Raw genomic sequence first — 25,509 nt, 5'->3', positions numbered from 1 at the left:
CTACCTCTACTTTCAATAAATAAACGTTAGGCGTCTTAGGATTTCTTGAGCAATGATATTAGCGCCAGCCAATGTTGGGTGAACACCGTCATCACCTGTCAATTCACGTCTACCATAAAGCAATGCCTGCTCATTCATCAAGCCATCCAAAGGAACCAATTCCAATTTAAACTCACGCGCAAGATGACGGACAATTTGAATCTTAGGGTCCAAATCTCGACGCCATTCCATACGATCTTCTGGATAATCCAACACAAATGGTTCCATTAACAAAATGCGCTCAATTCCTGCTTGTTTCAATGCTTGCAGAAGCTGACGATAGACATTTTCAAAACGTTCTTGTTCTTCTTGACTAGCAAAGCCATCTTTACCAACCAAGTGCCAAACATCATTGATACCAACCATTAAAATGACAGCATTGGGTTGGCAAGATAAGCAATCATCCACACGATTTAACAAATCTTGAACCTTATCACCACCAACACCTCGATTGTAAAAATGCAATCCTAACTCTGGAGAACGATCCAGTAAATCTGCCGCTACAATACTCACATAGCCATGTCCTAGACTGTCTGGATTACTTTTATCACGTCCCCACTCCGTAATGCTATCTCCGAAAAAAACGATACGGTCATGTTTCCTAATTTCCATAGGTTGCCTCACTTAGTGTTTAAGAAATTTGAAACGGCTCCTAATAAATTGGCGTCATTTTTAAATTGACAAATTTTAAGTTCGTAAGTTAATTCATTGGCTTCAGTGTCATGAATTAATTTTTGAATACGTTTATCAAGTTCAGATACCAAATCTGGTCGAACTGAGATACCGCCACCGATACCGACCAAATCTGGATTGAAGCTGACAAGGCAATTGAAAATACCAGTAGCCAAAGCATCATACAAACCTGCCAAAGCAGCCTTAGCTTCTTCATTTCCATTATCTGCTAAATCAAACAAATCTTTCCCAGAAAAATCAGTTAAGCCATGAGCTTTAGCATAACGGTCAGCTACTTGAACTGGACTAGCAAGCGTGCTTAATGTCTTACCATTTTCGATAATCATATAGCCAAATTCACCACCGAAAAGGCTGCTACCTTTGTACAATTGACCATTTTGACAAACTGCACCGCCAATACCAGAACCAATGATAAAGTAAAGGGCATTTTTGCTGTCTTGACCAATACCAAATTTGCTTTCAGCTAGACCTGCACAGTTGGCATCATTTTCAATAGCAACAGGAAGCCCAAACAAAGCTTCTAATTCATCAACAATTTTGAAGCGATGAATGTATGGAATCGCACTAAGCCCTTTGATAACACCTTCTTCTGTATCCACGGCACCCGGGCTTGATATGGCAACACCTTTTGTATCAGCATCTGATAATTCTTTAAAGACTTGATACAGATTTTCTTTCATTTCATCCCAAGTTTTTGGCGTAGCAAAAGAGCTTTTCTTTTCGATACTACCATCTTGGTAAAGACCATATTTTACAGATGTTCCACCAATATCAAACACAACTAAATTCATTTTTTTCTCCATTCTAAGTGACGGAGATTGCCATTAATTATGTGTTAAAACAATCTCCACTGAAAATTCATCATAACGGTGGGTACTGATTGAATACTCAAAAGCGGCACCTGTGCTTAGGTAACCTGTTTGAACGGCAATCGCAACTGGATCACCTTTTTCCAAGTCTAGGTATTCAGCTTCCATATCCGTTGCACGACGTACTGTAATCGTACGGTGACCAGATTGGATTTTTAGCCCTAAACCACTTTCGATATAATCATAAATTGAGCTTTCAACATGCTCTAATTTCAGACCGTTAATTAAATCAATCGGCATATATGTTTCTTCAATAACCGTTGGTTTATCATCAACAATACGCACACGATGAATTTTGTACACAAAACTTGTTTCTTTAATTTTTAATTTGTCAGCAATTTCAGGCGTTGCTTTTACTACAGAAAAGTCAATCACCTTACTTGTAATGTTTTTGTCTGGATAGAATGCGGTTGTCCCCATCATTTGAATGTCCATCAACATTTTTTCCATTTTTTCAACAGATAGGTCCATCACAAAAGTTCCAGCACCACGACGCTTATAAATTAATCCCTCTGCAACTAGCATGTCCAAAGCCTTTTTAACCGTCATTTTACTAACATCGTAAAATTGACAAAGGTCTTTTTCAAAAGGTAGTTGCTCATTTGGCTGATAAACACCTTCTAAGATTTTCTTGCGAACATCATTTGCAATAAGATTATATTTTTCCATTTTTTCTCCTCTGCTCATTTTGATTACTCTTTTCCTTACCTTTATTGTAAACTAGAACGCAAGAAGTTCCAAATGTTATTTATCAATTTGTTGCAAATAATAAATTTTTCCGTTAAAATCACCCGGCATTTCGCGTGACCAATACTCATTTTCTCTACCGATATAATTTTTTCCTAAAACAATACCGATAGAAGTTAGGTCACGTCCATACCTTACCTCGTCTTTATCTTTTCCGAGAATATGATAGGCTTTATCAGGGTTGAGACCAACTAATTTTAAGCGTTCGTAAATTGGATTTGGTTGCGCCAAAATCGTATAATAGCCAACCAAAGCTTCTGTTCTTTCTTTATTGACAACCAGCCAGCCGACATGGTTTTTGTCCGTCAAATCCAAGCGATAGAAAATACCATTTTGAATCAATTCTTGATAGGCATGGTATTCTTTAATCTGCGCTTTTACAGCTTCTTTTTCCTCTCCTGTCAAAGCTAATGGATTTAATTCGTAGCCAAAGACACCAAACATGGCAACGTCTTTTCGCATATCAAGTGATGTCACACGTGCGACTTGATGATTAGGCACCGCTGAAACATGGGCACTCATGGTTGATAACGGATAGACCATAGAAGTCCCCCATTGAATAGTCAAACGTTCCACCGCGTCCGTATCATCACTTGTCCAGATTTGTGGCGAATAATAAAGCATCCCAGGGTCAAAACGTGCCCCGCCACCCGCACAAGATTCAATAAGAACATCAGGAAATGCCTGATTTAGTTTTTCGTACAAGCTGTAAACACCCAAGATGTAACGGTGGTTAACCTCACCTTGCTGTTTACTTGGCAAATGACTTGAAAAACTTTCTGAAATGTAGCGGTTCATGTCTAACTTAATGTAATCAATCGGCACCGTTGATAACAAGTGTGCCATTTGATTGTAAATTGCTTCAACCACTTCTGGATTGCCAAAATCAAGCACAAATTGGTTACGACCATGCGAAATATTTTTTTCTGGATTGCCAATGACCCAATCTGGATGTTCTTTAAACAAATCAGTATCATCAGAGACCATTTCTGGCTCAAACCAAAGTCCAAACAACATTCCTTTTTCTTTGATAGCCTTAGCTAAATGAGCAAGTCCGTCTGGTAATTTTTCCTTGTTTTCCGTCCAATTACCAAGTGAACCCGTGTCACTATTTCGCTTGCCAAACCAACCGTCATCCAAGACAAAAAGTTCAATTCCTAATTTACTGGCTTCCTCAGCCACTTCTAAAATCTTTTCTTGATTAAAATCGAAATACATCGCCTCCCAACTATTTAGTAAAACAGGGCGTTTTTTATTTTTCCATGAACTTCGTATTAAATGTTCTTTATAAAAATCATGAAAAACCTGACTCATCCCATTAAAGCCCGACTGGCTCACAACCAAGACAGCTTCAGGAGATTCGAACAGCTGTCCTGGATGAAGTTGCCAATCAAACTGGAAGGGATTGATACCCATTTGTATGCGTAGGGTATTGTAGTTGTCGGATTCAATTTGGGCTAAAAAGCTTCCACTATAAATCAAACTAAAGCCATATACTTGTCCATTATTTTCGGTTGCTTCTGGTGAACAAATGGCAAGGAAAGGGTTGTGAACATGACTGCTGTGCCCTCTCGTGCTTGAAATATTTTGGATACCTTTTTGAATGGAACTACGCGACAAATGATTTTCACGTGCCCAAGCACCATCTAAATGAACCCAGTCATAATTCTCATTTGGAAGGTCTAAACTAAAACTAGCAAAACGTTTAATCGAGACCGTTTGTGTGTCCTTGTTAATGATTTTTTGCTGACGCGTAATGATAGGATAATTCGCATAAATCGCATAATGCAATTCAAGCTCTAAATCAGCATAGTCATCTTTCAAACAAACAATCAACGTTTCAACATCCTCTTCATTTCCAAAAGTCCCTGGAAGAGCACCCGTTACCGTTTTTCCTTTTTCAATACGATAGCCCACATAGCGAAAATGTGAAATCAAATCTCCCGTCGGATATTGAATTTCTAAAGCAGGATAACGAAAATCCGTCGTCCCAAATACGGGATACTCTTGCTTAATATGCTCAAGCGACATTAAGCTCGACCCCATATAAAGATTATTTCCTGGGCGAATTTCACGCTCAATCAAAAAGGTAAACGATTCGTAATCAGAAATGGCAGGTCCGCAATATAATTGCTCTAAAATCCCTGTTCTCTCCATTACTCTAAACACATACGATACTTTTCCATTGGTCAAATGAAAAGAAAGTTCTTCCTCATTAATGAGAATCATGACTTGACTCCTTTAAATTGTACTTTTTGAATACGTCCAACAAGATAAAAATAAATTCCTGGAAACAATAACCAGCCCAACATTGTTTTGGTTAATGTTAACCACACAAAGATAAAAGCAAGAAGAAAGGCTAAAATAACCTTTTGAAAGTCCTGTTTCATTTCAAGAAGGCTTTGATAAAACTGATTTTCTCCGCTTGACGACTGTGTTTTAACGTAATAAATCACGATAACTAACCAGACTAGCCAAGCAAGCCCACCAATATAAAACATGGCAAACGATAGCTGGCTGATATTGACCAGACTAAGTAGCCAACCAGTCAATCCCAAGCTAAAGAAGAAAGTCATCATAGCCGAAATCACTTTAGCATAAGGAATACTTTCTTTTTGCTTTAACAAATCTCTAAATCGCAACGTCTGAGGATTTTCAGAAGTGAAATAAAGAGACACTATCTTTATGGCAAAGACCCAGCCATAAACAAAACCTCTACTTAGCAAAGCCAGCCAGAAGAGCACTGAGCCCTTCATGACGGTATAAACTAAATTAATAGCGTCTATCAAACGCGATGATTTTTCGGTCATAGCTGTTCCTTTCTAGACAATTTCTAAATCTTTCTATTTTACTGAACCAGCAACACCATTGTAGATGTACTTTTGAAGTGATAAAAAGACAATTAAAATTGGCAAAATAACGATGACAACCCCTGCCAAAATCACAGGCCAATTAGTTCCGTAAGGTCCCTTAAAGGCAAAGAGCGCTGTTGAAATAACTTTCAAATTACGGTCTGGCATATAAAGGAAAGGATTGTAAAAGTCATTGTAAACACCGACACCACTGATAATTAACATGGTAACAATCGGAGCTTTCAAATTTGGGAGAATAATGCGCCAGAAAATACCAAAATGACTAGCACCGTCAAGATAAGCTGATTCATCAAGAGAAATTGGAATTTCATCCAGATATTGTAAAAAGACATAGACGGAAATAACATCAGTTCCCAAATTGAGCAAAATAACTGACCAAATTTTGTTAAACAATCCAAGTGAATTGATGATTTGGAAAGTTGCAACTTGGCTAGTGATGCTCGGAATCAACATTGCCAACATAAAGAGCGTCAAGATAAGCTTTTTCAGTTTAAAATCAAATCGACTAACCGCATAAGCAAACATTGAGGCAAGAGTCAATTTCCCAACCATACTAACCACAAAGATAATCAACGTATTTTTAAAACCGAGCAACATTTGCCCATTCACAAAAGCCGTCTTATAATTTGAGAAATCTAGTGATTTTGGTAATTCCAAAACACCCGTACTCAAAAATTCAGTATTTGATTTGAATGAGCCGATAAAGACAACCAAAATCGGCAAAATCGCAACGGTTGCTCCAATTAGCAAGATAAGGTATTGAAGAATTTTTCCAAATGTTATTTTTTTCGTTTTCATCAGACATTCTTCCTTTCACTAGTAACAACCTTTTGAATCAAAGAAACAACAATAACGATAAACAAGAGAATGATTGCCATAGCCGATGCCAAACCGACTTTATTGTACTTGAAGGCTGTATCAATGGTTTGAATAACGAAAGTTGATGTTTCATTTGAACCACCTGTCATGATATATGGAATATCAAAGACGCTTAGTGAACCACTCACACCCAAGATAATATTAAGAAAGACAATGTTTCGAATACTTGGAATGATAATGTATCTAAATTGATCCCAGCGATTAGCACCGTCAATCTCAGCTGCCTCATAGACTTCAGGGTTAATAGACTGAATCGCTCCTAAGAACACCAAGAAATTAAACCCTGTGTAACGCCAAACAGATGTAAACGCAAGCGAGATATTATTGATTGAACGATCTCCCAACCAAAGTCTGATTTGGTCGCCAAGACCAACAGCTTTCAAAACTGTATCAAGTGTTCCGCCACCTTTATAGAAATAAAGGAAGATAAACCCAATCGCAACACCATTTAGAAGATATGGGAAGAATAAAATCCCTTTCCAGAAATTAGCAAACTTCACTTTGAATGAAAGAATCGTAGCAAATAACAGTGCAATTCCTAATTGGAAAAATGTTGCAATAAAGTAGTACAGACTTGTTTTAAAAACTGAAAAATAATTTGGATTTGTTAAAACCGTTTTATAATTATCAAGCCCAACAAAATTTGGATCTTGACTGTATCCATTCCAATCTGTCAAACTGTATTGAATCATTTTTATCAATGGATAATATGAAAAGACAAGCAACAGAAGAACTGGAATAATGGTGAAAGAGAAAACAAGAATCCGTTTTTCCCATTCTTTACTCAATTTACTTTTTGTCATAATAACCTCCACCATGACAAAGATGCTTTCGCATATTTAACACTAAATGAGCATAAGTAAGGGAGCCAGACATTTTTCGACTCCCAAACTTTCCCATCTCACTAAATTGAATTTTAGTTATCTGAAACTGCCTTGATGGCGTTAGCCCATCGTGTGTTAAAGTCTTTCATAATGTCATCAAATGATTCTTTTGAATTTCCAACAGCAGCGTCAATGATACGTTGTTTTTCAGTATCAGTAGAACCGATACCTAATTCAGATTCATTGTTAATGTCGCTAAAGAGTGATTCTTTACCTTCTGGAGCTGGATTTTCTTCAATCAATTCAACACCCGCATCTTGACTATCTTGAAGTGCTTTTGGATATTCTGCACCTTTCACAGTTGGAATACCACCATTGTCAACAGCGTAGTCAGATTCATTAACCATCCAGTCGATGAATTTGCGGGCTGCTTTTTTGTGTTTACTGTTAACGTTAATACCGTAGTTGTAGTCACCACCGATTGGCATATATTGTTTGCCATCAGATGCTGTTACTGGGAATGCTTCAAACGTAATGTTGTCCGCATTATCTTCATTGGCTTCTTGAACTTGTGGAACTGCCCAGCTTCCAAGTACCATAACAGCTACTTTACCATTTGCTAAGTCAACTTTTGATTGTTCCCAATCACTTGTTGTAGGGTCAGATTCAATCAACCCTTCTTTAGCTACTGTGTAAAGCGTATTGTAGATAGTGTACATTGTGTCACCTTCATCAAATGGTGATGTATCTGAAGTCATTTCATTAGTGAAATCAGCATCACCTGACACACCTGTACGTGTGAAGTCCCAGTTAGACAATGTCCAACCAGCAGCGTAGTTTGTGTAAAGTGGGACAATGCTACTATCATTTTCTTTTATTTTCTTAAGTGCAGCAATGAAATCCTCTGTTGTCTTAGGGAATTCTGTAATACCTGCATCTTCAAAGACTTTCTTATTAACAACCAAACCAGTCGCATTCATTTGGCTCGGAATACCGTATTGAACACCTTCATATGAACGGTCATTAAGTCCTAAGTATTTTTCTGATAATTCCTCTGTATCACCAAGTGGTTCAAAGAAGTTCTCATAATCTTTCGGGCTAATATCACCAGGAATCATTAAAACGTCGCCGTACTCTTTACTGTTCATACGAGTTTTCATTTGACCTGCATAATCAGTAATGGTTTGTACTTCAACTTTAATATCAGGATATTTCTCGTTAAATTTTGCAATGTACTCATCCCATTTACCGTTAGTTTCCCAATCGGTCTTATGGTTGATGAATGTAATTGTTTCAACATCGCTATCACTGCTTCCGCTTGAACAACCAACTAATGTCACGGCTGCTAATGCAGTCATCCCAATTGTAAGCAAACCTTTTTTCATAGGTTCTTCCTCCTAATTTTAGCTTCTTTTTGTTTGCGCTTACATTATAACACTTTGTATCTTAAAAGTATATACTTTTATTAAAAATATTTTTTATTTTTTCAGCTAAAATAACTTTTCTACTATATATGACCTTTAAAAAAATTTTTACTGTTGTTTATATGACAATTATATTTCTTTTTCTCTTAGGAAAAATCATGGAAAACGCGTCCAAAAGACTACAAAAAATAGTCTTTTGCTATTTTTTATTACAACTAATTGACAAGGTGTCAATTTTATTTCCTTACATTATATGGCATAACAAAACGCTTACATAATTTTTTAAAAATTCAAATTTATTTTAATTTTAGGTATATACTTTTTAAAAAACTTGTGTTATACTCATTTTGGAAGCGCATCCTAAAAGTTTTTTATTGTTTTTGTATACAACTACTAGTAGTTTGTAAAGAGGAGATTTTTTCTTTAAAAACATTATTTCATAACATTCAGAGATGACATTATGTCTTAACGCTTTTTTTGGGAGGAGAAAAAAACATTATGAAAAAAGCATTAGTTGGATCTTTAGCGACCCTAACTGTCGTTGCCGGTCTCGCATCAGCTCAAGGGGTAAAAGCTGACGAAATCGTTTCAGGACAGACTTACAAAATCACTGCAAAACATAGTGGTAAAGCTCTTGACGTTGCATCAAAAGCAACTTACGCAGGAGCTAACGTGCAACAATGGTCTTATAACGGCGGCACTAACCAACAATGGAAAGTTGTTGATACAGGAGACGGATACTACAAATTAGTATCAGTAAACAGTGGTAAAGTGCTAGACGTAGCAAGTGCAGCAACTTACAATGGTGCTAACGTACAACAATGGGACGATACTAACGGAACATGCCAACGCTGGAAAATCGTAGATACTGGTGACGGTTCTTACAAACTAATCTCTGCTGTCAGCGGTAAAGCTCTTGACGTTGCAGCAAACTCTAGCGATGACGGTGCTAACGTACAACAATGGGATGACAACGGTGGTTGGAACCAAAAATGGGAATTCACAAAAGTAAGTGACAGTGGAAACACTGGTGGTGATACTGGTGGCGACACTACTACTCCAGTTTCAACTAGTGGTTTCTACACAAACGGTACTACACTTTATGATGCAAAAGGTAATCCATTTGTGATGCGCGGTATCAACCACGCTTACTCTTGGTACCAAGGTTATGAAGATACTGCTATTCCTGCCATTGCAAAAACTGGCGCTAACTGTGTTCGCTTAGTTATCACAGATGGTCAACAATACAGTAAAACTTCACTCTCTGAACTTCAAAAACTTATTCAACTTTGTAAAGATAACAAATTAATTGCTATCGTTGAAGTACATGACGCTACTGGTTCAGATAACATTCAAGACTTAGAAAAAGCTGCTGATTACTGGATTGAAATGAAGAGTGCTTTGATTGGAAACGAAGCAAACGTCATCCTTAACATCGCTAACGAATGGGGCGGTGCTTGGGACAGTTCAAACTGGGCAGCAGGTTACCAACAAGTTATTCCAAAACTTCGTAATGCTGGTATCAAAAATACACTTATGGTCGATTGTGCTGGTTGGGGACAATACCCACAATCTATCGCAGAAGCAGGTCAAAGTGTCGTTCAAGCTGATTCACAACACAACATCATGTTCTCTATTCACATGTACGAATATGCTGGTGCATACGGCGCAGTTCAATCAAACATTGACTCAGCACTTAACGTAGGTGTACCACTTTGTATCGGTGAATTCGGTATCCGACACACTAACGGCGATGTAGATTACAAGACAATCATGAGCTACTCTCAATCTAAGGGAGTTGGTTACCTCGGTTGGTCTTGGAAAGGTAACGGCGACACTTGGGCTTACCTCGATATCGCACAAGATTGGAGCGGTTCACAATTAACTGAACAAGGTAACGCTATTATCTATGACCAAAATGGTATCAAGAACACATCTAAACGTTGTACAATTTTTGACTAATACAATTCGTATGTAAGTCATTATCTGACAACTCCATATTCTCGACTGGGGAAAGGTTATCATGTTGACCTTTCTTCAGTTTTTTATATCCTGTAAATTTAAAATTTTCTGAACATTTGTTATAATATTAGCTAGACATGTTTAATTCTAAAGGCTTTTAACGCTTTTAGAGAAAGGAGAGACTCATGAAAAATACCGTATTGAGCTTTCAAAGAGCCAAAAAAGACGGTAAAAAATTAACCATGTTAACCGCCTATGATTACTCAACTGCAAAATTAATCGACAGTACTGGTATCAACAGCATTCTCGTTGGTGATTCACTTGGAAATGTTGTTTTAGGATACGACGACACGGTTTCAGTAACACTAGATGATATGATTCATCACGGAAAAGCCGTTTGTCGTGGGGCAAAAAATGCACTCGTCATCGTTGATATGCCTTTTATGTCCTATCAGATTTCTGTCGAACAAGCCCTAGAAAACGCAGGACGTTTGATGAAAGAAACGCATTGTCAAGCCGTTAAATTAGAGGGTGGCAAAAGCGTTTGCCCACAAATCAAGGCTATGGTTGAGGCTGGTATTCCTGTCTGTGCGCACCTTGGCTTAACACCACAACACATCAACGCTTTCGGAGGTTTCAAAGTTCAAGGGAAAACCGAAGCTGCTGCCAAACAACTCATTGAAGATGCCAAAGCCGTCCAAGAAGCTGGCGCATTCGCTGTTGTACTCGAAGCCATTCCAGCCGAGCTCGCTCAATTAATTACCAAGCAACTGGACATTCCTACTATCGGAATCGGTGCTGGTAACCAAACTGATGGGCAAGTGCTAGTCTATGCTGACTTGTTAGGATTGTTCTCTGATTTCACACCTAAATTTGTCAAACGCTACGCTAACATTGGTGAACTCATCTCTGGCGCTGTTAAGAATTATATTGACGACGTCGCAACGCAGAAATTTCCAACACCAGAAAATGAATATCACATTGATGACACTATCATCGAAAAACTCTATTAATTAGAAAAGAGGCATATCGTTACATGAAAATCGTTCATACCGTTGAAGATGTCCGCAAAGCTGTGCAAGCTTGGAAAGCAGACGGAAAAAGCATTGGACTTGTTCCAACCATGGGTTACCTACACGAAGGGCATAAGAGTCTGATTGACAAAGCCGTTGCCGAAAACGACCACGTCGTCGTCAGCGTTTTTGTGAATCCAATTCAATTCGCACCAACAGAAGATTTAGAAAGCTACCCACGAGATTTAGAACAAGACGCCAGACTTTGCGAAGCTGCTGGTGCTAGCCTTATCTTCAATCCAGAGCCTAGTGACATGTACTCTCCAACTTTTTCAAGTTTCATTGACATGTCAACTCTAACACAAGGGCTTTGTGGCAAGACACGTCCTATTCATTTCCGAGGTGTCTGCACCGTTGTCGGAAAACTGTTCAACATTGTCGAACCAAACAGAGCTTATTTTGGGCAAAAAGATGCGCAGCAACTCGCTGTTATCAAGCACATGGTTGACGATTTGAATTTCAACCTTGAAATCATTGGTTGCCCAATTGTCCGCGAAGCAGACGGTCTAGCTAAAAGTTCACGTAACACTTACCTCTCAGCAGAGGAACGTCAAGCTGCCCTTGTTCTTTCAAAAAGTCTAGTCCTTGCTGAAAAAATGATTCAAGACGGTGAAACAGACACAGATAAATTAAAACAAGCCATGACTGATTTCATCGAAAAAGAACCCCTTGCTAAAATCGATTATGTCGAATTTGTTGACTGGAAAACACTTGAACCTGTCAGCCAAATTGACCGACCAGTTCTCAACGCTATCGCTGTTTACATTGGCAAAACACGCTTAATTGACAATCATATTTACGAATAAGGGAGGCTAATTGTGCACATTCAAATGTTAAAATCAAAAATCCACCGTGCTGTTGTCACAGGTGCCGAAGTCGATTACGTTGGCAGTATCACCGTTGACCCAGAACTTTTCGAAGCAGCTGGCATGGTTGAATACGAAAAAGTTCAAATTGCAGACGTGGAAACAGGCAGCCGACTAGAAACATACATCATTGCTGGCGAACCTGGAAAAGGAGAAATTTGCCTCAACGGCGCTGCCGCTAAGCTCGTCAACGTTGGTGACCACGTCATCATCATGTCTTATGCTAGCCTCACACCAGAAGAAGCCAAAACGCAAAAACCACTTGTCGTCTTTGTTAATGAAAAAAATCAACTCACACGCTTAACACATTACGAAAAATCAGGTCGCTTATACGACCAAGAAGCTGAAAAATAAGGAAAAAAACAGTCCAGTGGACTGTTTTTTCTCGAGACTAGAAATTAAAAGGCGAGTCATGTCCAGTTTTTTCATTGTCTAACTTATGCTCTCAATTCAATTTATCAATATCATCATTTTAAAAACGAAAACAATTTAAACCGTCGGCAAATCATTCTACTGCTTAATAACACAGTGCTAGTTAAAACCAGAATTTATTTCTAGGCGAGAATATAACAAAAGAGTTCTGGAATCACTCCAGAACCCTTTTGTTTCACTCATATTTATGAACAATAATTATTTTTCGTTTGCGTGACTAGCAATGATTTCTAGCTCACCATCAAATTCCCATGACTTAACGTCATTAGGAAGGATAAAGTGGTCACCTTTTTTGATGTTATAAACACGGTTGTCAACTTTCAAGCTACCTTGACCTGAAAGAACACTTACCAACAAGTATGGTGCTGTTTGTGTAAGGTTAACGACACCAGATACCACCCATTTATAAACAGCAAAGAATTCATTTGAAACCAAAAGGCTTGAACTCAAGTTGTCAACATCAACCGTTACAGGTGTACTGTTAGCAGGTTCACCAATTGTTAAAACATCAATTGATTGCTCAATGTGCAAATCACGAAGATTACCTTGTGCATCACGGCGGTCAAAATCATAAACACGGTAAGTTGTATCACTTGATTGTTGTGTTTCTAAAATTAAGATCCCTTTACCGATAGCGTGCATTGTACCACTTGGTACGTAGAAGAAATCACCAGCTTTAACAGGGATTTTTGTTAACAAATCATCCCATTTCCCAGCTTCAATCAATTGACGAAGCTCTTCTTTTGATTTGGCATTGTGTCCGTAAATAATTTCAGAATCTTCATCTGCAGCAATAACATACCAGCACTCAGTTTTACCAAGTTCGCCTTCATGTTCAAGAGCGTAAGCATCATCTGGGTGAACTTGTACACTAAGCCAATCGTTGGCATCAAGAATTTTTGTCAATAATGGAAAGACTTCAGATTTTGGATTGCCAAAAAGTTCTTTGTGTTCACGATAAAGTTTATCTAGACCTTCACCTTTATAAGTACCATTATCTACGATTGAAACACCATTTGGATGAGCTGAAATTGCCCAGTATTCACCAGTTGTTTCTGTTGGAATGTCATAACCAAATTCATCACGAAGTTTAGTTCCACCCCAGATTTTATCATGCATTTGTGACTTTAGAAATAATGGTTCTGCCATAAAAATTTTCCTTTCCTTCAAGCAAAATATGCTTGTTCACCAAGAAGAAACCCAAAGCATTTTTGGGTTTCTTAGTTAAATGTTCTTAACATCCAATAATGAATAACCTCTAGTATCGAAACGATTTCTACTACGAGAGTATTCAATCGGTCTTCCATTTTCCAAGTAAACAACTTGTTCGACTTGCAAAATGGGATCATCATCTTTGCAGGCTAAATAATCTTTGTCATAATGATCTGGCTTTTCAGCCGTGATATGTCGGTAGGAACCTGCAAATTTGAGACCGAGTTGATGCCAAAGGTAATCATAAACAGATGTTAATAAGATGTCATCATCCAAACCAGGTGCTAAATCGCAAGACATATGAGTATGCTCCAAAGCATAAGGTTTACCGTCTAATAAACGAAGTCGGATAATTTTGTAAACAGGTGTCGCTGAATCAACTTGAAGCCGCTCTGCTATTTTAGCATCTGGAAATTCGACATTAAATTCAATGATTTTACTCGTCAATTTCCGAGGGTCATCTTTCATATCATAGCTCAACCCATTGTAGTTGTTCAAACGGAATTTTGAGTCCTCTTTATCCCAAAACGAAGAATTTAAAACCTTTGTTCCATTTCCTTGTTTTGAAAGAACCAAACCTTCGATGGTTAACATCTCAATAGCCTTTTTGATTGTCATACGGCTTACCCCAAATTCTTTTGCTAAGTCCGATTGAATCGGTAACATTGAATCAATAGGGTAAGTGCCGTCTGAAATCCTCGTTCGAATAATACCTGCAATCTCTTCATATTTTGACATAGATCGCTCCTACTCTACTTGTATAGACTATTTTTTAAAAACTATAGTTCTATTATAACGCAGAATCAGGTTGTTTGTCTAGCATACGCAAGAATGGATACCAAATGAATCCGACGATGAGACAGTCAACGATTTGGAGAAGTCCACCTGCAAGTGAGTTTGTTGCAATCATACCGCTAAAGAATACTGGTACAGTCCAAGGCACTGATACACCTGTTGGAGCAGGTACAAGACCAATTGCCATTACGAAATAATTAAGAGCTGTAACGATGATTGGGGCAATAACCCAAGGAATAAGAATTGTAGCGTTCAACACGATTGGCAAACCAAAGATAACAGGTTCGTTAACGTTGAAGATACCAGCACCTAATGCCAAACGACCAACATCACGATATTGTTGTTTCTTCAAGAAGAATGCCATGATGATAACAACTGCCAAAGTCATACCTGAACCACCTAGACCAACAGTAAATGTTTCCATGAATGGTTTAGTAATGATGTGTGGAAGGTGTTCACCAGCTTTGTAAGCTTCCAAGTTTTCAAACATCAAAGTGTTCCAAACTGGGTCCATAACTGAGTTAACAAGGATTTGTCCGTGAAGTCCGAAGAACCATAGGAATTGGATGAAGAAAATTGCAATCAATGTTGCCCAAATACTACTTCCCAAACCAACAAGTGGAACTTGGATAACATTGTAGATAACGTCGTGAAGGTTTGTATTGAAACCAACTGTTACAATAGCATTGATAGCTGTGAAGACTGACAATGTCAAGATAGCTGGGATAAGCGCTGCGAATGATTTAGCAACTGCAGGTGGAACACTATCTGGCATTTTAATTTGCCAACCTTTTTTGCTTGCGCGGCTATAAATTTCTGCTGCAAGGAAAGCAACAATCATACCAAGGAACATTCCTTTGGCACCAAGACGATCAAGACTTAAAACACTTGAAACTTCTTCACCACTGTCGGTAGTTGTGAAGAATGGTGTTAAGATAAGGAAACTTGCAAATGAGATAGCCCCACCGAAGATTCCTTCAACGTCATAAGATTTTGATAGGTAATAACCAATACCAAAGGTTACAAACACTGTCATGATAGACATTGTGGCACTTTGACCACTACCCATAATGTCGTATAAAAGCGATTTCAAATCATCGCTTAAAAAAGGAAGGTTACAAATAACCACGACAATTGACCCAAACATAGTCAATGGAAACGCTAACATGAAAGCGTCTCGTAAAATAGATAGGTAACGGTTAGAACCTAACTTATTTGCCAAAGGCAAAAGTTTGTCACTGATAGCATCTAGAAACTTGTTCATAAACACTCCTCTTTCCATTAATTTGTTTTTACATTATAACTATATATTATTTTTTGTTAAATGTCTAGTCTTTTTTTATAAAAATATTGTCTTTTTGTACAAAAAGTGTATAATTGTATTTGTAAATGAAAATATTTTAAGGAGAATCTAATGGCAACTTACACATTCCCAGAGAACTTTTGGTGGGGTGCTGCTACATCAGGTCCTCAAAGTGAAGGGCGTTTCAATAAGAAACATGCTAATATGTTTGACTATTGGTATGAAATTGAACCTGAAGTCTTTTACGATCAAGTAGGTCCTGACACAGCCTCAAACTTCTATAACAGTTATAAAGAAGATATTGCATTGATGAAAAAAGTAGGACTCAATAGTGTTCGTACTTCTATTCAATGGACACGTCTTATTGATGACCTTGAAACAAATACTGTTAATCAAGATGCAGTAGATTTCTATAATAACGTTATTGATTGCTTCATCGAAAATGGTATTCGTCCAATCATGAACCTTCACCATTTCGATTTACCTGTTGAACTTTATCATAAATATGGTGGTTGGGAATCACGCCATGTTGTTGATCTTTACGTTGGATTTGCTGAACAAGCTTTCAAAGCATTCGGTGACCGTGTTAAAGATTGGACAACACACAATGAACCAATGGTTGTTGTTGACGGTGAATACCTTTACCAATTCCACTATCCAAAATTAGTCGATGGTAAGAAAGCGGTTCAAGTTGCATATAACTTGAATATTGCTTCAGCAAAAGCTATCGCTAAATTCCGAGAACTTGGTTTAGACAAAGATGGTGGTCGCATTGGTACCGTATTGAACTTAACACCAACTTACGCTGCTTCTGATTCTGAAGATGACCAAGCTGCAGCACACTTTGCTGAACTTTGGAACAACAAAATGTTCCTTGAACCAGCTATCAACGGACACTTCCCAGAAGAACTTGAAGCTGTTTTAGAAAAAGATGGTGTTATCTGGCAAACAGAACCTGAAGATGCTGAAATCTTCAAAAACAACACTGTTGATTTCTTGGGTGTTAACTTCTACCATCCAAATCGTGTGAAAGCTCCAGACATCGCACCTAACTCTGTTGGTGCTTGGTTGCCAAGTCGTTACTACGACGAGTACAATATGCCTGGTCGTCGCATGAATATTGATAAAGGTTGGGAAATCTACCCAGAAGCTATTTACGATATTGCTATCAACATTCGCGACAACTACAAAAACATCCCTTGGTTTGTTTCTGAAAATGGTATGGGTGTTTCTCGTGAAGAACGCTTCATGGATGAAAGCGGACAAGTTCAAGATGATTATCGTATTGACTTCATCAAAGAACACCTCGCTTGTCTCCACCGAGGAATCGAAGAAGGTTCAAACTGTTTCGGTTATCACCTCTGGACACCAATCGATTGCTGGTCTTGGATGAACGCTTACCGTAACCGTTATGGATTCATCTCAAACAATATTCACACACAAATTAAAACCATTAAAAAATCTGGCGAATGGTTTAAACAAGTTACTGTTGATAATGGATTTGAAGAATAATCATTTAATATTCTAATAATATTCGATTTCAAATACTCCTAATAAATTTCTACTTCATGATTTTCACCTAGCCAGTGAAAATTAACTTAACAAATCCTTTTTATCCATTTAAAACTATTTACTAGATTCTAACCCTCTTCTGCATAGGAAGAGGGTTTTGCTATACACAATTTTTTATAAGCGTAGCAAAATAATCTAGTTTTTCAAAAACAAACCTCAAATTTTATTGACCTTGCTTGATTTTAAGATTAGTGATGAGAAAAAGCGAGCATGAAATGTTTGATGTTGTTAAAGCCTCAGACTGAACAAAGAGAAATCAAAAAAGAAGACCTTACAGTCTTCTTTTTGAATGATTAAATCGCAACTTTAAAATGTTTTCGTGTTTAAAATGATGATATTGATAAATTGAATTTGGTGCGTATGTTAGACAATGGAAAACGCCCACTGGAATTGACTCGCTTTTCAGTTTCTAGGCGCGTGAAAAAACAGTCCACTGGACTTAATTCGCTTTTCAATTTCTAGGCTCATGAAAAAACAGTCCTCTGGACTTAATTCGCTTTTCAATTTCTAGGCTCATGAAAAAACAGTCCGCTGGACTGTTTTTTTCCTTATTTTTCGTCGAGTCGTTGGTACAATGTGATCATTTCCACCGCAACTTCTTTCAAAGTCATTGTAGTCATCAAATGATCTTGTGCGTGAACCATAATAATCTCGATTTTAACTTCGGTACCGCTTGCATATTTCTGTAACAAATCAGTTTGAGCATGATGTGCCTCCAAAAGTTCTGCATCAGCAGCATCTAGTTTTTCTTTTGCTTCGTCATATTTGCCTTCTTTCATTGCAGCAAATGCTTCGTGAACAGAAGTGCGGGCGTTACCGCTGTGCAAGATAATTTCAAAAGCAGCAAGTTGCAATTCTTCTTCAGTCATCTCTAACAATACCTCATTAAATGTTTTCTACGATAAGATTAGCCATTTTCTCAACACCCATTGGGATTGGAACATAAGCTTGTGGTGGAACTTTAACAACTGGACGACCTGATTTTTCACCAGCAGCTGCAAATTGGTTATAGTACATACCAGCTTGTGGACTAACTAGATACAAATCGTAAGTTGCGTCAGTAATAACTTGTTCACCTTCGTTAGAGCTGATAGCTTCTACAGTGATGTCTTTACCTTGGTTTTTGAAAAAGTCTGTTGTTTTTTGGGCCATTAGTGATGATGACATTCCAGCTACACAGATAATCAATGCTTTTGACATAGTCATTCTCCCTTTTAGAATAGAATATAAAATAGTTGTTTAAGATGTTTTACGCTCCCCAACATCTTTACTAAAAGTATATCACAGACTTTTTAAAATGTCTAGTCTTTTCTTTTTAAAAGTGTAAACTTTTTCAAAAAATTTAAACGCTTTCTAAATCATCTAAATTGCAGAGCTAAATTCTTGTTTATAACCATATATTGTGTTACATTATTCTAAGTAATACCATATATAGTAGGGAATTTATTATGTCACAAGAAAAAAGGTTAGCTCCGTTGAGCATTGTTTATATTAGTTTAAGCGGTAACACACAAAGCTTTGTAAAGCGCTTAACTGAACACTTACTGAACCATTATTCACTAGATACACAGACCATTAATATCAAAGAACTCAATCATGAAACATTTCCAATCACGACACCTTTTGTTGCTGTTTTGCCAACCTATCTTGAAGGTGGTAATGGTATTGATTCAGGTGATGTTGAAATCTTGACGAATCCGCTAGGTGATTTTATTGCTGCTCATGACAACTACAAACATTGTTTTGGTATTATTGGTTCTGGCAATCGTAATTTCAACGAACAGTATTGCCTGACAGCCAAACAGTACGCCAAACGTTTTGGTTTTCCGATGTTGGGTGATTTTGAATTACGAGGAACAAGTGCTGATATTGAGCGCCTAGCAAAAATTATTGTGAAGCAACACCAAGGATTTGCCAATCCTAGTTAATACATACAGTCCTCTCTCAACTAAATTTAGCAGACATGGTATAATAACATAGATGATATCGTGTATTTTATCGTCGATATGACTACTAAATTTTAATTGGAGAACTCATGAAAACTACGGTTGATTATATTACAAAACTTGCAAATATCCCTTCACCTACTGGCTACACAAGTCACATTATGAATTATGTGATTGCTGAACTTGAAAGCTTTGGCTATGCGCCTGCTCGCACGAATAAAGGCGGTGTTATGGTCACAGTCACAGGTAAAAATGACAGCAAACACCGTGTGGTGACTGCTCATCTGGATACACTTGGTGCTATGGTTCGCGCTGTCAAACCTGATGGACGTCTCAAAATGGACCTTATCGGTGGCTTTGTTTACAACGCTATTGAGGGAGAAAATTGTACCGTTCACGTTTCTAAAAATGGCAAGAAAATCAGTGGTACAATCCTTATGCACCAAACATCTGTACACGTTTATAAAGATGCTGGTACGGCTGAGCGCAACCAAACTAACATGGAAGTTCGCCTTGATGAAAAAGTGACAAATGAGAAAGAAACACGCGCTCTTGGTATCGAAGTTGGTGACTTTATCTCATTTGACCCACGTGTTGTCGTTACCGAATCAGGTTTTATCAAATCACGTCACTTAGATGACAAAGTGTCAGCAGCTATCTTAATTGAATTGCTTAAAGAATATAAAGCGCAAAACATTACTTTGCCATACACGACACACTTCTACTTCTCAGCATTTGAAGAACTTGGTCATGGAGCGAATTCGAGTATCCCGGTTGAAACTGTTGAATACCTTTCGGTCGATATGGGAGCAATGGGAGACGACCAACAAACAGATGAATACAGTGTGTCAATCTGTGTTAAAGACGGTTCAGGACCTTATCACTATGAATTGCGCCAACATCTTGTCAAATTAGCAAATGACAATAAGATTCCTTACAAATTGGACATTTATCCGTATTATGGTAGTGATGCTTCTGCTGCTCTTCGTGCAGGTGCTGAAGTCAAACATGCCCTTTTTGGAGCTGGTATCGAATCAAGTCACTCATACGAACGCACACACATTGACTCTGTCCAAGCAACAGAACGCCTCGTTGACGCTTACCTAAAAAGCCCAATTGTGGAGTAAAAATTGAATACAAAAAATAAGAGTGAATGTTATGTTCACTCTTTTATCGTTCTCTATTCGGATATAACCCTAAGTTCATGACCTTTGTAATCATTTTTGTCTAGGACAATGTTTTCTCGCCTGTACTGTTTGCTTACCAATTTCAAAGCTTCGTTTTCATCTCTTGCCTTAACTTTTACAATTCTTTGAGCACTTCACTTCCTCAATTTCTACATTAAATTTTTTCATTTTTATCTCCGTAATTAATCATTTATTATTTTAATGCTATTATTGCGGATCCATTATAACACATAACACCTAAAATCGCCCCTGAAATCAGGAGCGATTGTGTAAAAACAAACAAATAAATTAGGAGGTAATGTTATTAGTAGTTAAGCTCAACGGCAAGACCGAAATGGTCACTGACGATTGGCGCTTCACCGCCGTCAAATGTGACGGTTGATGATAGAATATCAATATCTTTACTTGTGAAAACATGGTCAACTTTGAGGGATTGTTTATTGCCCTCCCAGCCGTCAATGTCTTCAATAATCGTGTGGTCGCCTTGGACTTTCTTAGCCACTTTGTGGCTGTCTTGTAAATCAAGTGGGCTGTTTAAAATCATATCATAGCCAGCAGTATCCGTTGGGTTGTTAAAATCACCCATGAGTACCAATGGTTTGGGGTAATCAAGCAGGGCTGTCTCCAGCTTTTGCCATTCACTTTCAAAGCCTTTACCAAACCAAGACATGTGTAAGCTGACAACCGTAATTGGTTTCTGATCAATTTCTGTCTCCGCAACGAGAACACGTCTTGTGTGAAAATCAGTTTCGTCATCAACATCAGATACCAGAATATCATTCACTTTGATAGGTGTTTTTGATAGAATAACAACACCCTCATTGTACTTTTCGTATCCAATATGATTATATGCCCAAGACCAATAATAATATCGTCCTTGACTTCTCAGATAATTCACGAGTTGTAAAGCGTAGTTATCGCGATGCAAAGCTGGGCTGCCTGGTAATTTTTCATAGCCATCAACTTCTTTGGTTAACAGTCCACGAATATCTTGGTTAATTTCTTGAAGGCAAATGACATCATAATTTTCACTATAAATCGTTTCTGCCAAGTCGAATAATTTCTTTAATGAATTTGCCTCCAACCAAGAATGCGTATTAAGTGTTAAAAATTTAGCCATATCTGTTCCCTTCAAGTCAAAGGAGAGTCCGTGATTCCTATCTCAGACTCCCTTTTATTTAGATTTAACCTAAACATCTCTTATTCATATGAGTAATATCAGCTTAAAGTTCTACTTTGGCAACAGGTGTGTTAGCAGAAACTTTTCCTGTTTGTGTTAAATTGACTGCTTTGATTTCTGCTGTATTTGTGAAGGCAACAATAATTGTTGTTTCACGACCTGCTGAACGAATAGCTGCTAAATCAGCTACCACCAAAAGCTCACCAGCTTGAACACGTTGACCTTCTGCAATCTTAACTGAGAATGGTACTCCGTTAAGAGCAACAGTATCTAAACCAATGTGAACAAGAACTTCAAGTCCATTGTCTGTTAATAGACCAAAGGCGTGTTTTGTTGGAAAGACGCTGGTTACAATACCTGAAACTGGTGCGTAAACATTGCCATTTTCTGGTTCAACAGCGAAGCCATCACCCATCATTTTACCAGCAAAGACAGGGTCTTTAACTTCTGTGATAGGTTTTACATCACCGTCTGCAACTGCATTGACATCTTCTGTCACACCTTTATAAGAAACTTTTGTAACATCGTTTCCTTCAACTTCTGACAAGTTGACAGTTGGAATTTCTGCGCCAGAATCAAGAAGGTCTTGGATATCAGATTTCAAAATATCTGCTTTTGGTCCATAAACCGCTTGAACACCTGAGCCTTTGATAATAAGTCCCATAGCGCCAGCTTTTTTCCAAGTGTCCTCATCACCGACTTTAGCGACATCTTTGACTGTGACACGAAGTCGAGTCATACAAGCATCAACATCTTCGATGTTATCGCGTCCACCAAGGAGATTAATGATTTGAACGATTTGTGAGTCTGCAGAGACACTAGCACCGTCTGCTGATGCACTAGCTTGGTCATCATCCATATCGTCATAATTACCATTACGACCTGGAGTAGCAAAGTTGAATTTCTTAATCATGAAGTCTGCGATAAAGTACATCACAACCCCTGATAAAATACAACAGATGACAAAGTTAATCAAATCACCGCCAAGTCCAGCTTTGAGAGCCATAGGCGTACGTGTTAAAAGTTCAATATTACCAAATGAATGGAGACGAAGGTTAACTAAATCAGCTAAAGCAAATGTCACCCCTTGAACGACTGCATAAACAACGTAAAGTGGCATTGCAACGAACATAAACATGTATTCGATTGGTTCAGTAACACCTGTTAAGAATGTTGCTGCTGCTGTTGAGATGAACATAGCAGTGTATTTTTTCTTCTTGTCAGGGTCAACATTACGGTACATAGCAAGACTAAGTCCCATAAGTGTACCAGTTGCACCAATCATTTGCCCAACTTTAAAGCGAGCTGGTGTTACATTTGTTAAAAGATCTTGGTATGCTGAAGCATTAGAACCTTTAAGATTGATAAGGTCTGTTACCCATGCTAACCAAAGTGGGTCTTGACCAAAGACTTCTGTTCCTTTTTGAGCACCTGTCAAAATTTCATAAGTACCACCAAGTGATGTGTAGTTCATTGGGATAGTAATCATGTGGTGAAGTCCAAATGGAAGAAGCAAACGTTCCAAAGTACCATATAAGAATGGTGCTAAAAATGGTGCTGAATCTTGTGAAGATGCAATCCACATACCAAATCCGTTGATTCCTGATTGGATGATTGGCCAAACAAGTGACATAAACAAACCAACAAGAACTGAACGATAGATAACAACGAACGGTACGAAACGTTTACCATTAAAGAATGAAAGAACGTCTGGTAATTTGCGGTAGTTATAGTATTTATTGTAAGCTGTTGCCCCAACAAAACCAGAGATAATACCGACAAACACACCCATATTAAGGGCAGGTTGACCAAGAACATTGACAAAGTAGTCAGCTACAAGCATTTCACCACCAAGCACATTGTGAACCGTACTTGTACCATCGGCAATCATATCAAGTGAAATGCCATAAACGTGACCTGTGATAAGGTTGATGAGAATAAATGCGATACCTGCTGCAAACGCACCACCAGCACGTTCTTTTGCCCAACTACCACCAATTGCTAACGCGAAGAGGATATGAAGGTTATTGATAATTCCCCATCCGATTTGAGCAATAACATTACCAACCGTAGCAAGAAGGGCTGAGTCTGCATTGATTAGCGGAAGTGAGTTCCCAATACTAACCATTAAACCTGCTGCTGGCATAACAGCAATAACAACCATCAAGCATTTTCCGAATTTTTGCCAAAATTCGAAGCTGGTTAAATTTTTAAATGCCTTCTTCATGAAATACTCCTTAAACCATTTTCTAGGAAACCAATTGCTTTAATTTATGAAAAATAATGCCACTTCTATTTTCCAACTCCTTTAAAGTATTGGTTTGAGCTTTGTTTTAAATTTACGCAAACGTTTGCGTTGTTTTGATGATTTTATTATAACACGTATTTTTAATTTGTAAAGCGTTTTCCGTAATTTTTTTAAAAAAAGACATCTAAACAAACACTTCCTTGGCAAAAAAACCTCCAACGGAGGTTTTAGTTAGTAAAAGCTGTTAACCCAAATCTGGTGTTGATTCGCGTTCAATGATTTTATGTGGAATAACAACCGTTTGTTCAGTTAAATTTTTAGGGTCAGCTAATAATAATTTGGCGGCATTCTCCCCCAACTCATATGGAAAAATATCCACGGAAGTCAAGGCAGGGCTCGCAATTTCTGTAATCAATGAATTGTTAAAACCAATCATAGCATAATGATTTTCAAGGTCACTATCCTTAAATAAACGTTGCAAACGAATCGCCATGATGTCATCACAGGCAACAAAAGCTTCTGTTTTGGGATTTTCAGCAAGAAACGTCTGCAACTTCACCGCATTTTCCTCGTCGCTTAGGCGTGATAATTGCAATGTACTCCCTTTTTTACCGTATTCTTGCAAGGCTTCACAGTAACCTTGATAACGTTCGGTTTGCACTAATTCATCCATATCAGTATAGGCAAAAACAAGATGATTATAGCCTTTGGCTAACATGAATGTCGTTGCATCTTTACCAGCTTGGTCATTATTATTATCAACAAAACGCACCATTTTTTGCGGAGCATCTTCGTAAGAACGACCAACGACGACACAAGAAACCTTCTTTTCTTGTTTGACAAATTCAAAAACTGGATCTGCTTTTCTTGAATAAAGAAAAATAAGCTTAGTGATGTTGCCGCTACGAATTAAGGTTTGGATATTTTTTTGCAATTCGTCATCTGTTCGTCCTGTTGCCAAGCTGACCATGTAGTCATTCTCGCTACACACGCTTGAAATACCTTGAATAATTTGCATGAAAAATGGGTTATTTCCAAGTGAATCCTGACTTTCTCGCACGGGCAAAATAATCCCTATTGTATTGGTTGTGCGATTGACTAGATTTTGTGCCGAATAGTTTGGAGAGTAATCCAGTTCTTTCATCGCACGACGCACACGTCTTTTAGTCGCCTCGCTAATCATACTACTATCATGCAGAGCACGTGAAGCTGTCGAAGTTGATACCCCCGCAACCCTTGCGACATCTTTAATTGTTGCCATTATATTATCCTTATCTGTAATTTGTATATATCTAGAATAAAAACTTTTTAAAGCGCTGTCAACTCAAAACCTTCACAAGCACCAGTAAAAAATAAGTAAATAAAAAGAAAACACCTATAACAGT

General features: G+C 37.9%; 24 protein-coding genes. 7 read left to right on the top strand and 17 right to left on the bottom strand.

Annotated elements, in window-relative coordinates:
• Positions 1-12 precede the first annotated feature (12 nt).
• From BTR42_RS01120 to BTR42_RS01085, 8 genes are all read right to left on the bottom strand, one after another.
• Positions 13-651: an SGNH/GDSL hydrolase family protein gene (locus BTR42_RS01120; RefSeq protein ID WP_077495985.1), complete on the bottom strand. Its 639-nt coding sequence runs from the start codon at positions 649-651 to the stop codon at positions 13-15.
• 8 nt (positions 652-659) lie between these two features.
• Positions 660-1,523, bottom strand: a complete 864-nt coding sequence (locus tag BTR42_RS01115; RefSeq protein WP_012961357.1) for an ROK family protein — start codon at positions 1,521-1,523, stop codon at positions 660-662.
• A 33-nt stretch (positions 1,524-1,556) separates the two neighbouring features.
• Complete coding sequence (locus BTR42_RS01110) at positions 1,557-2,270, bottom strand: GntR family transcriptional regulator (protein WP_012961356.1); 714 nt, start codon at positions 2,268-2,270, stop codon at positions 1,557-1,559.
• Positions 2,271-2,345: 75 nt separating this feature from the next.
• Entirely contained in the window at positions 2,346-4,577 is a 2,232-nt protein-coding gene (locus BTR42_RS01105) for an alpha-galactosidase (RefSeq protein ID WP_077495983.1), read from the bottom strand.
• Entirely contained in the window at positions 4,574-5,158 is a 585-nt protein-coding gene (locus BTR42_RS01100; RefSeq protein WP_077495981.1) for a hypothetical protein, read from the bottom strand. Before BTR42_RS01100 ends, BTR42_RS01105 begins: the two co-directional genes overlap by 4 nt.
• 33 nt (positions 5,159-5,191) lie before the next feature.
• Positions 5,192-6,019, bottom strand: coding sequence for a carbohydrate ABC transporter permease (locus tag BTR42_RS01095; RefSeq protein WP_012961354.1), 828 nt, complete (start codon positions 6,017-6,019; stop codon positions 5,192-5,194).
• Complete coding sequence (locus tag BTR42_RS01090) at positions 6,019-6,903, bottom strand: carbohydrate ABC transporter permease (RefSeq protein WP_012961353.1); 885 nt, start codon at positions 6,901-6,903, stop codon at positions 6,019-6,021. Before BTR42_RS01090 ends, BTR42_RS01095 begins: the two co-directional genes overlap by 1 nt.
• A 113-nt stretch (positions 6,904-7,016) precedes the next feature.
• Positions 7,017-8,309 (bottom strand): ABC transporter substrate-binding protein, encoded by a 1,293-nt coding sequence (locus tag BTR42_RS01085; protein WP_009853300.1) that lies wholly within the window; start codon positions 8,307-8,309, stop codon positions 7,017-7,019.
• Positions 8,310-8,846: 537 nt separating this feature from the next.
• Between BTR42_RS01085 and BTR42_RS01080 the strand changes: the two genes are divergently transcribed.
• The 4 genes from BTR42_RS01080 (at position 8,847) to panD (ending at position 12,603) form a co-directional block, all read left to right on the top strand.
• Entirely contained in the window at positions 8,847-10,310 is a 1,464-nt protein-coding gene (locus BTR42_RS01080; RefSeq protein WP_009853299.1) for an RICIN domain-containing protein, read from the top strand.
• Between the two features lie 185 nt (positions 10,311-10,495).
• Positions 10,496-11,323, top strand: a complete 828-nt coding sequence (panB, locus tag BTR42_RS01075) for a 3-methyl-2-oxobutanoate hydroxymethyltransferase (protein WP_077495979.1) — start codon at positions 10,496-10,498, stop codon at positions 11,321-11,323.
• Positions 11,324-11,346: 23 nt separating this feature from the next.
• On the top strand, positions 11,347-12,189 hold the full coding sequence (gene panC / locus BTR42_RS01070; RefSeq protein WP_077495977.1) for a pantoate--beta-alanine ligase: 843 nt from the start codon (positions 11,347-11,349) through the stop codon (positions 12,187-12,189).
• 24 nt (positions 12,190-12,213) lie between these two features.
• Positions 12,214-12,603: an aspartate 1-decarboxylase gene (panD, locus tag BTR42_RS01065; protein ID WP_276516969.1), complete on the top strand. Its 390-nt coding sequence runs from the start codon at positions 12,214-12,216 to the stop codon at positions 12,601-12,603.
• Positions 12,604-12,879: 276 nt separating this feature from the next.
• Here the strand turns inward: panD and manA are convergent, their stop codons facing one another.
• The 3 genes from manA to celB form a co-directional block, all read right to left on the bottom strand.
• Positions 12,880-13,830 (bottom strand): mannose-6-phosphate isomerase, class I, encoded by a 951-nt coding sequence (manA, locus tag BTR42_RS01060; protein ID WP_009853295.1) that lies wholly within the window; start codon positions 13,828-13,830, stop codon positions 12,880-12,882.
• 75 nt (positions 13,831-13,905) lie between these two features.
• Entirely contained in the window at positions 13,906-14,631 is a 726-nt protein-coding gene (locus tag BTR42_RS01055; protein ID WP_009853294.1) for a GntR family transcriptional regulator, read from the bottom strand.
• A 52-nt stretch (positions 14,632-14,683) separates the two neighbouring features.
• On the bottom strand, positions 14,684-15,952 hold the full coding sequence (gene celB, locus BTR42_RS01050; protein WP_012961351.1) for a PTS cellobiose transporter subunit IIC: 1,269 nt from the start codon (positions 15,950-15,952) through the stop codon (positions 14,684-14,686).
• A gap of 150 nt (positions 15,953-16,102) precedes the next feature.
• Between celB and BTR42_RS01045 the strand changes: the two genes are divergently transcribed.
• On the top strand, positions 16,103-17,503 hold the full coding sequence (locus BTR42_RS01045) for a glycoside hydrolase family 1 protein (RefSeq protein WP_009853292.1): 1,401 nt from the start codon (positions 16,103-16,105) through the stop codon (positions 17,501-17,503).
• A 608-nt stretch (positions 17,504-18,111) separates the two neighbouring features.
• On the opposite strand, the gene BTR42_RS01040 is transcribed toward BTR42_RS01045, so the two are convergent.
• Complete coding sequence (locus tag BTR42_RS01040) at positions 18,112-18,432, bottom strand: PTS cellobiose transporter subunit IIA (protein ID WP_009853291.1); 321 nt, start codon at positions 18,430-18,432, stop codon at positions 18,112-18,114.
• 16 nt (positions 18,433-18,448) lie between these two features.
• A complete protein-coding gene (locus BTR42_RS01035) occupies positions 18,449-18,763 on the bottom strand; it encodes a PTS cellobiose transporter subunit IIB (protein WP_013642654.1) in 315 nt (104 codons plus the stop codon).
• A gap of 248 nt (positions 18,764-19,011) precedes the next feature.
• Here BTR42_RS01035 and nrdI point away from each other — a divergent pair, with 248 nt between their 5' ends.
• Positions 19,012-19,491: a class Ib ribonucleoside-diphosphate reductase assembly flavoprotein NrdI gene (gene nrdI, locus BTR42_RS01030; RefSeq protein ID WP_009853289.1), complete on the top strand. Its 480-nt coding sequence runs from the start codon at positions 19,012-19,014 to the stop codon at positions 19,489-19,491.
• Positions 19,492-19,598: 107 nt separating this feature from the next.
• A complete protein-coding gene (locus tag BTR42_RS01025; protein WP_009853288.1) occupies positions 19,599-20,636 on the top strand; it encodes a M42 family metallopeptidase in 1,038 nt (345 codons plus the stop codon).
• A 53-nt stretch (positions 20,637-20,689) separates the two neighbouring features.
• On the opposite strand, the gene BTR42_RS12775 is transcribed toward BTR42_RS01025, so the two are convergent.
• The 4 genes from BTR42_RS12775 to BTR42_RS01005 all read right to left on the bottom strand — a co-directional run bounded on the left by BTR42_RS12775 (position 20,690) and on the right by BTR42_RS01005 (position 25,385).
• Positions 20,690-20,776 (bottom strand): hypothetical protein, encoded by an 87-nt coding sequence (locus tag BTR42_RS12775; protein ID WP_231101256.1) that lies wholly within the window; start codon positions 20,774-20,776, stop codon positions 20,690-20,692.
• Positions 20,777-21,000: 224 nt separating this feature from the next.
• A complete protein-coding gene (locus tag BTR42_RS01015; protein ID WP_009853287.1) occupies positions 21,001-21,816 on the bottom strand; it encodes an endonuclease/exonuclease/phosphatase family protein in 816 nt (271 codons plus the stop codon).
• 103 nt (positions 21,817-21,919) lie between these two features.
• On the bottom strand, positions 21,920-24,103 hold the full coding sequence (locus BTR42_RS01010; RefSeq protein ID WP_009853286.1) for a PTS transporter subunit IIBC: 2,184 nt from the start codon (positions 24,101-24,103) through the stop codon (positions 21,920-21,922).
• A gap of 265 nt (positions 24,104-24,368) precedes the next feature.
• Positions 24,369-25,385 (bottom strand): LacI family DNA-binding transcriptional regulator, encoded by a 1,017-nt coding sequence (locus BTR42_RS01005; protein ID WP_061458854.1) that lies wholly within the window; start codon positions 25,383-25,385, stop codon positions 24,369-24,371.
• Between the last annotated feature and the right edge of the window lie 124 nt (positions 25,386-25,509).

Source organism: Streptococcus gallolyticus subsp. gallolyticus DSM 16831, from assembly GCF_002000985.1.
GTDB classification, from domain to species: domain Bacteria; phylum Bacillota; class Bacilli; order Lactobacillales; family Streptococcaceae; genus Streptococcus; species Streptococcus gallolyticus.
Note: the sequence above shows the minus strand (reverse complement) of the source record. Positions and strands in the feature narration are given on the sequence as shown.

What these genes read in the sequence shown, in the direction of transcription:
- BTR42_RS01120 (WP_077495985.1), bottom strand. Translation starts at nt 651, where the DNA reads ATGGAAATTAGGAAACATGACCGTATCGTTTTTTTCGGAGATAGCATT.
- BTR42_RS01115 (WP_012961357.1), bottom strand. Translation starts at nt 1,523, where the DNA reads ATGAATTTAGTTGTGTTTGATATTGGTGGAACATCTGTAAAATATGGT.
- BTR42_RS01110 (WP_012961356.1), bottom strand. Translation starts at nt 2,270, where the DNA reads ATGGAAAAATATAATCTTATTGCAAATGATGTTCGCAAGAAAATCTTA.
- BTR42_RS01105 (WP_077495983.1), bottom strand. Translation starts at nt 4,577, where the DNA reads ATGATTCTCATTAATGAGGAAGAACTTTCTTTTCATTTGACCAATGGA.
- BTR42_RS01100 (WP_077495981.1), bottom strand. Translation starts at nt 5,158, where the DNA reads ATGACCGAAAAATCATCGCGTTTGATAGACGCTATTAATTTAGTTTAT.
- BTR42_RS01095 (WP_012961354.1), bottom strand. Translation starts at nt 6,019, where the DNA reads ATGAAAACGAAAAAAATAACATTTGGAAAAATTCTTCAATACCTTATC.
- BTR42_RS01090 (WP_012961353.1), bottom strand. Translation starts at nt 6,903, where the DNA reads ATGACAAAAAGTAAATTGAGTAAAGAATGGGAAAAACGGATTCTTGTT.
- BTR42_RS01085 (WP_009853300.1), bottom strand. Translation starts at nt 8,309, where the DNA reads ATGAAAAAAGGTTTGCTTACAATTGGGATGACTGCATTAGCAGCCGTG.
- BTR42_RS01080 (WP_009853299.1), top strand. Translation starts at nt 8,847, where the DNA reads ATGAAAAAAGCATTAGTTGGATCTTTAGCGACCCTAACTGTCGTTGCC.
- panB (WP_077495979.1), top strand. Translation starts at nt 10,496, where the DNA reads ATGAAAAATACCGTATTGAGCTTTCAAAGAGCCAAAAAAGACGGTAAA.
- panC (WP_077495977.1), top strand. Translation starts at nt 11,347, where the DNA reads ATGAAAATCGTTCATACCGTTGAAGATGTCCGCAAAGCTGTGCAAGCT.
- panD (WP_276516969.1), top strand. Translation starts at nt 12,214, where the DNA reads ATGTTAAAATCAAAAATCCACCGTGCTGTTGTCACAGGTGCCGAAGTC.
- manA (WP_009853295.1), bottom strand. Translation starts at nt 13,830, where the DNA reads ATGGCAGAACCATTATTTCTAAAGTCACAAATGCATGATAAAATCTGG.
- BTR42_RS01055 (WP_009853294.1), bottom strand. Translation starts at nt 14,631, where the DNA reads ATGTCAAAATATGAAGAGATTGCAGGTATTATTCGAACGAGGATTTCA.
- celB (WP_012961351.1), bottom strand. Translation starts at nt 15,952, where the DNA reads ATGAACAAGTTTCTAGATGCTATCAGTGACAAACTTTTGCCTTTGGCA.
- BTR42_RS01045 (WP_009853292.1), top strand. Translation starts at nt 16,103, where the DNA reads ATGGCAACTTACACATTCCCAGAGAACTTTTGGTGGGGTGCTGCTACA.
- BTR42_RS01040 (WP_009853291.1), bottom strand. Translation starts at nt 18,432, where the DNA reads ATGACTGAAGAAGAATTGCAACTTGCTGCTTTTGAAATTATCTTGCAC.
- BTR42_RS01035 (WP_013642654.1), bottom strand. Translation starts at nt 18,763, where the DNA reads ATGTCAAAAGCATTGATTATCTGTGTAGCTGGAATGTCATCATCACTA.
- nrdI (WP_009853289.1), top strand. Translation starts at nt 19,012, where the DNA reads ATGTCACAAGAAAAAAGGTTAGCTCCGTTGAGCATTGTTTATATTAGT.
- BTR42_RS01025 (WP_009853288.1), top strand. Translation starts at nt 19,599, where the DNA reads ATGAAAACTACGGTTGATTATATTACAAAACTTGCAAATATCCCTTCA.
- BTR42_RS01015 (WP_009853287.1), bottom strand. Translation starts at nt 21,816, where the DNA reads ATGGCTAAATTTTTAACACTTAATACGCATTCTTGGTTGGAGGCAAAT.
- BTR42_RS01010 (WP_009853286.1), bottom strand. Translation starts at nt 24,103, where the DNA reads ATGAAGAAGGCATTTAAAAATTTAACCAGCTTCGAATTTTGGCAAAAA.
- BTR42_RS01005 (WP_061458854.1), bottom strand. Translation starts at nt 25,385, where the DNA reads ATGGCAACAATTAAAGATGTCGCAAGGGTTGCGGGGGTATCAACTTCG.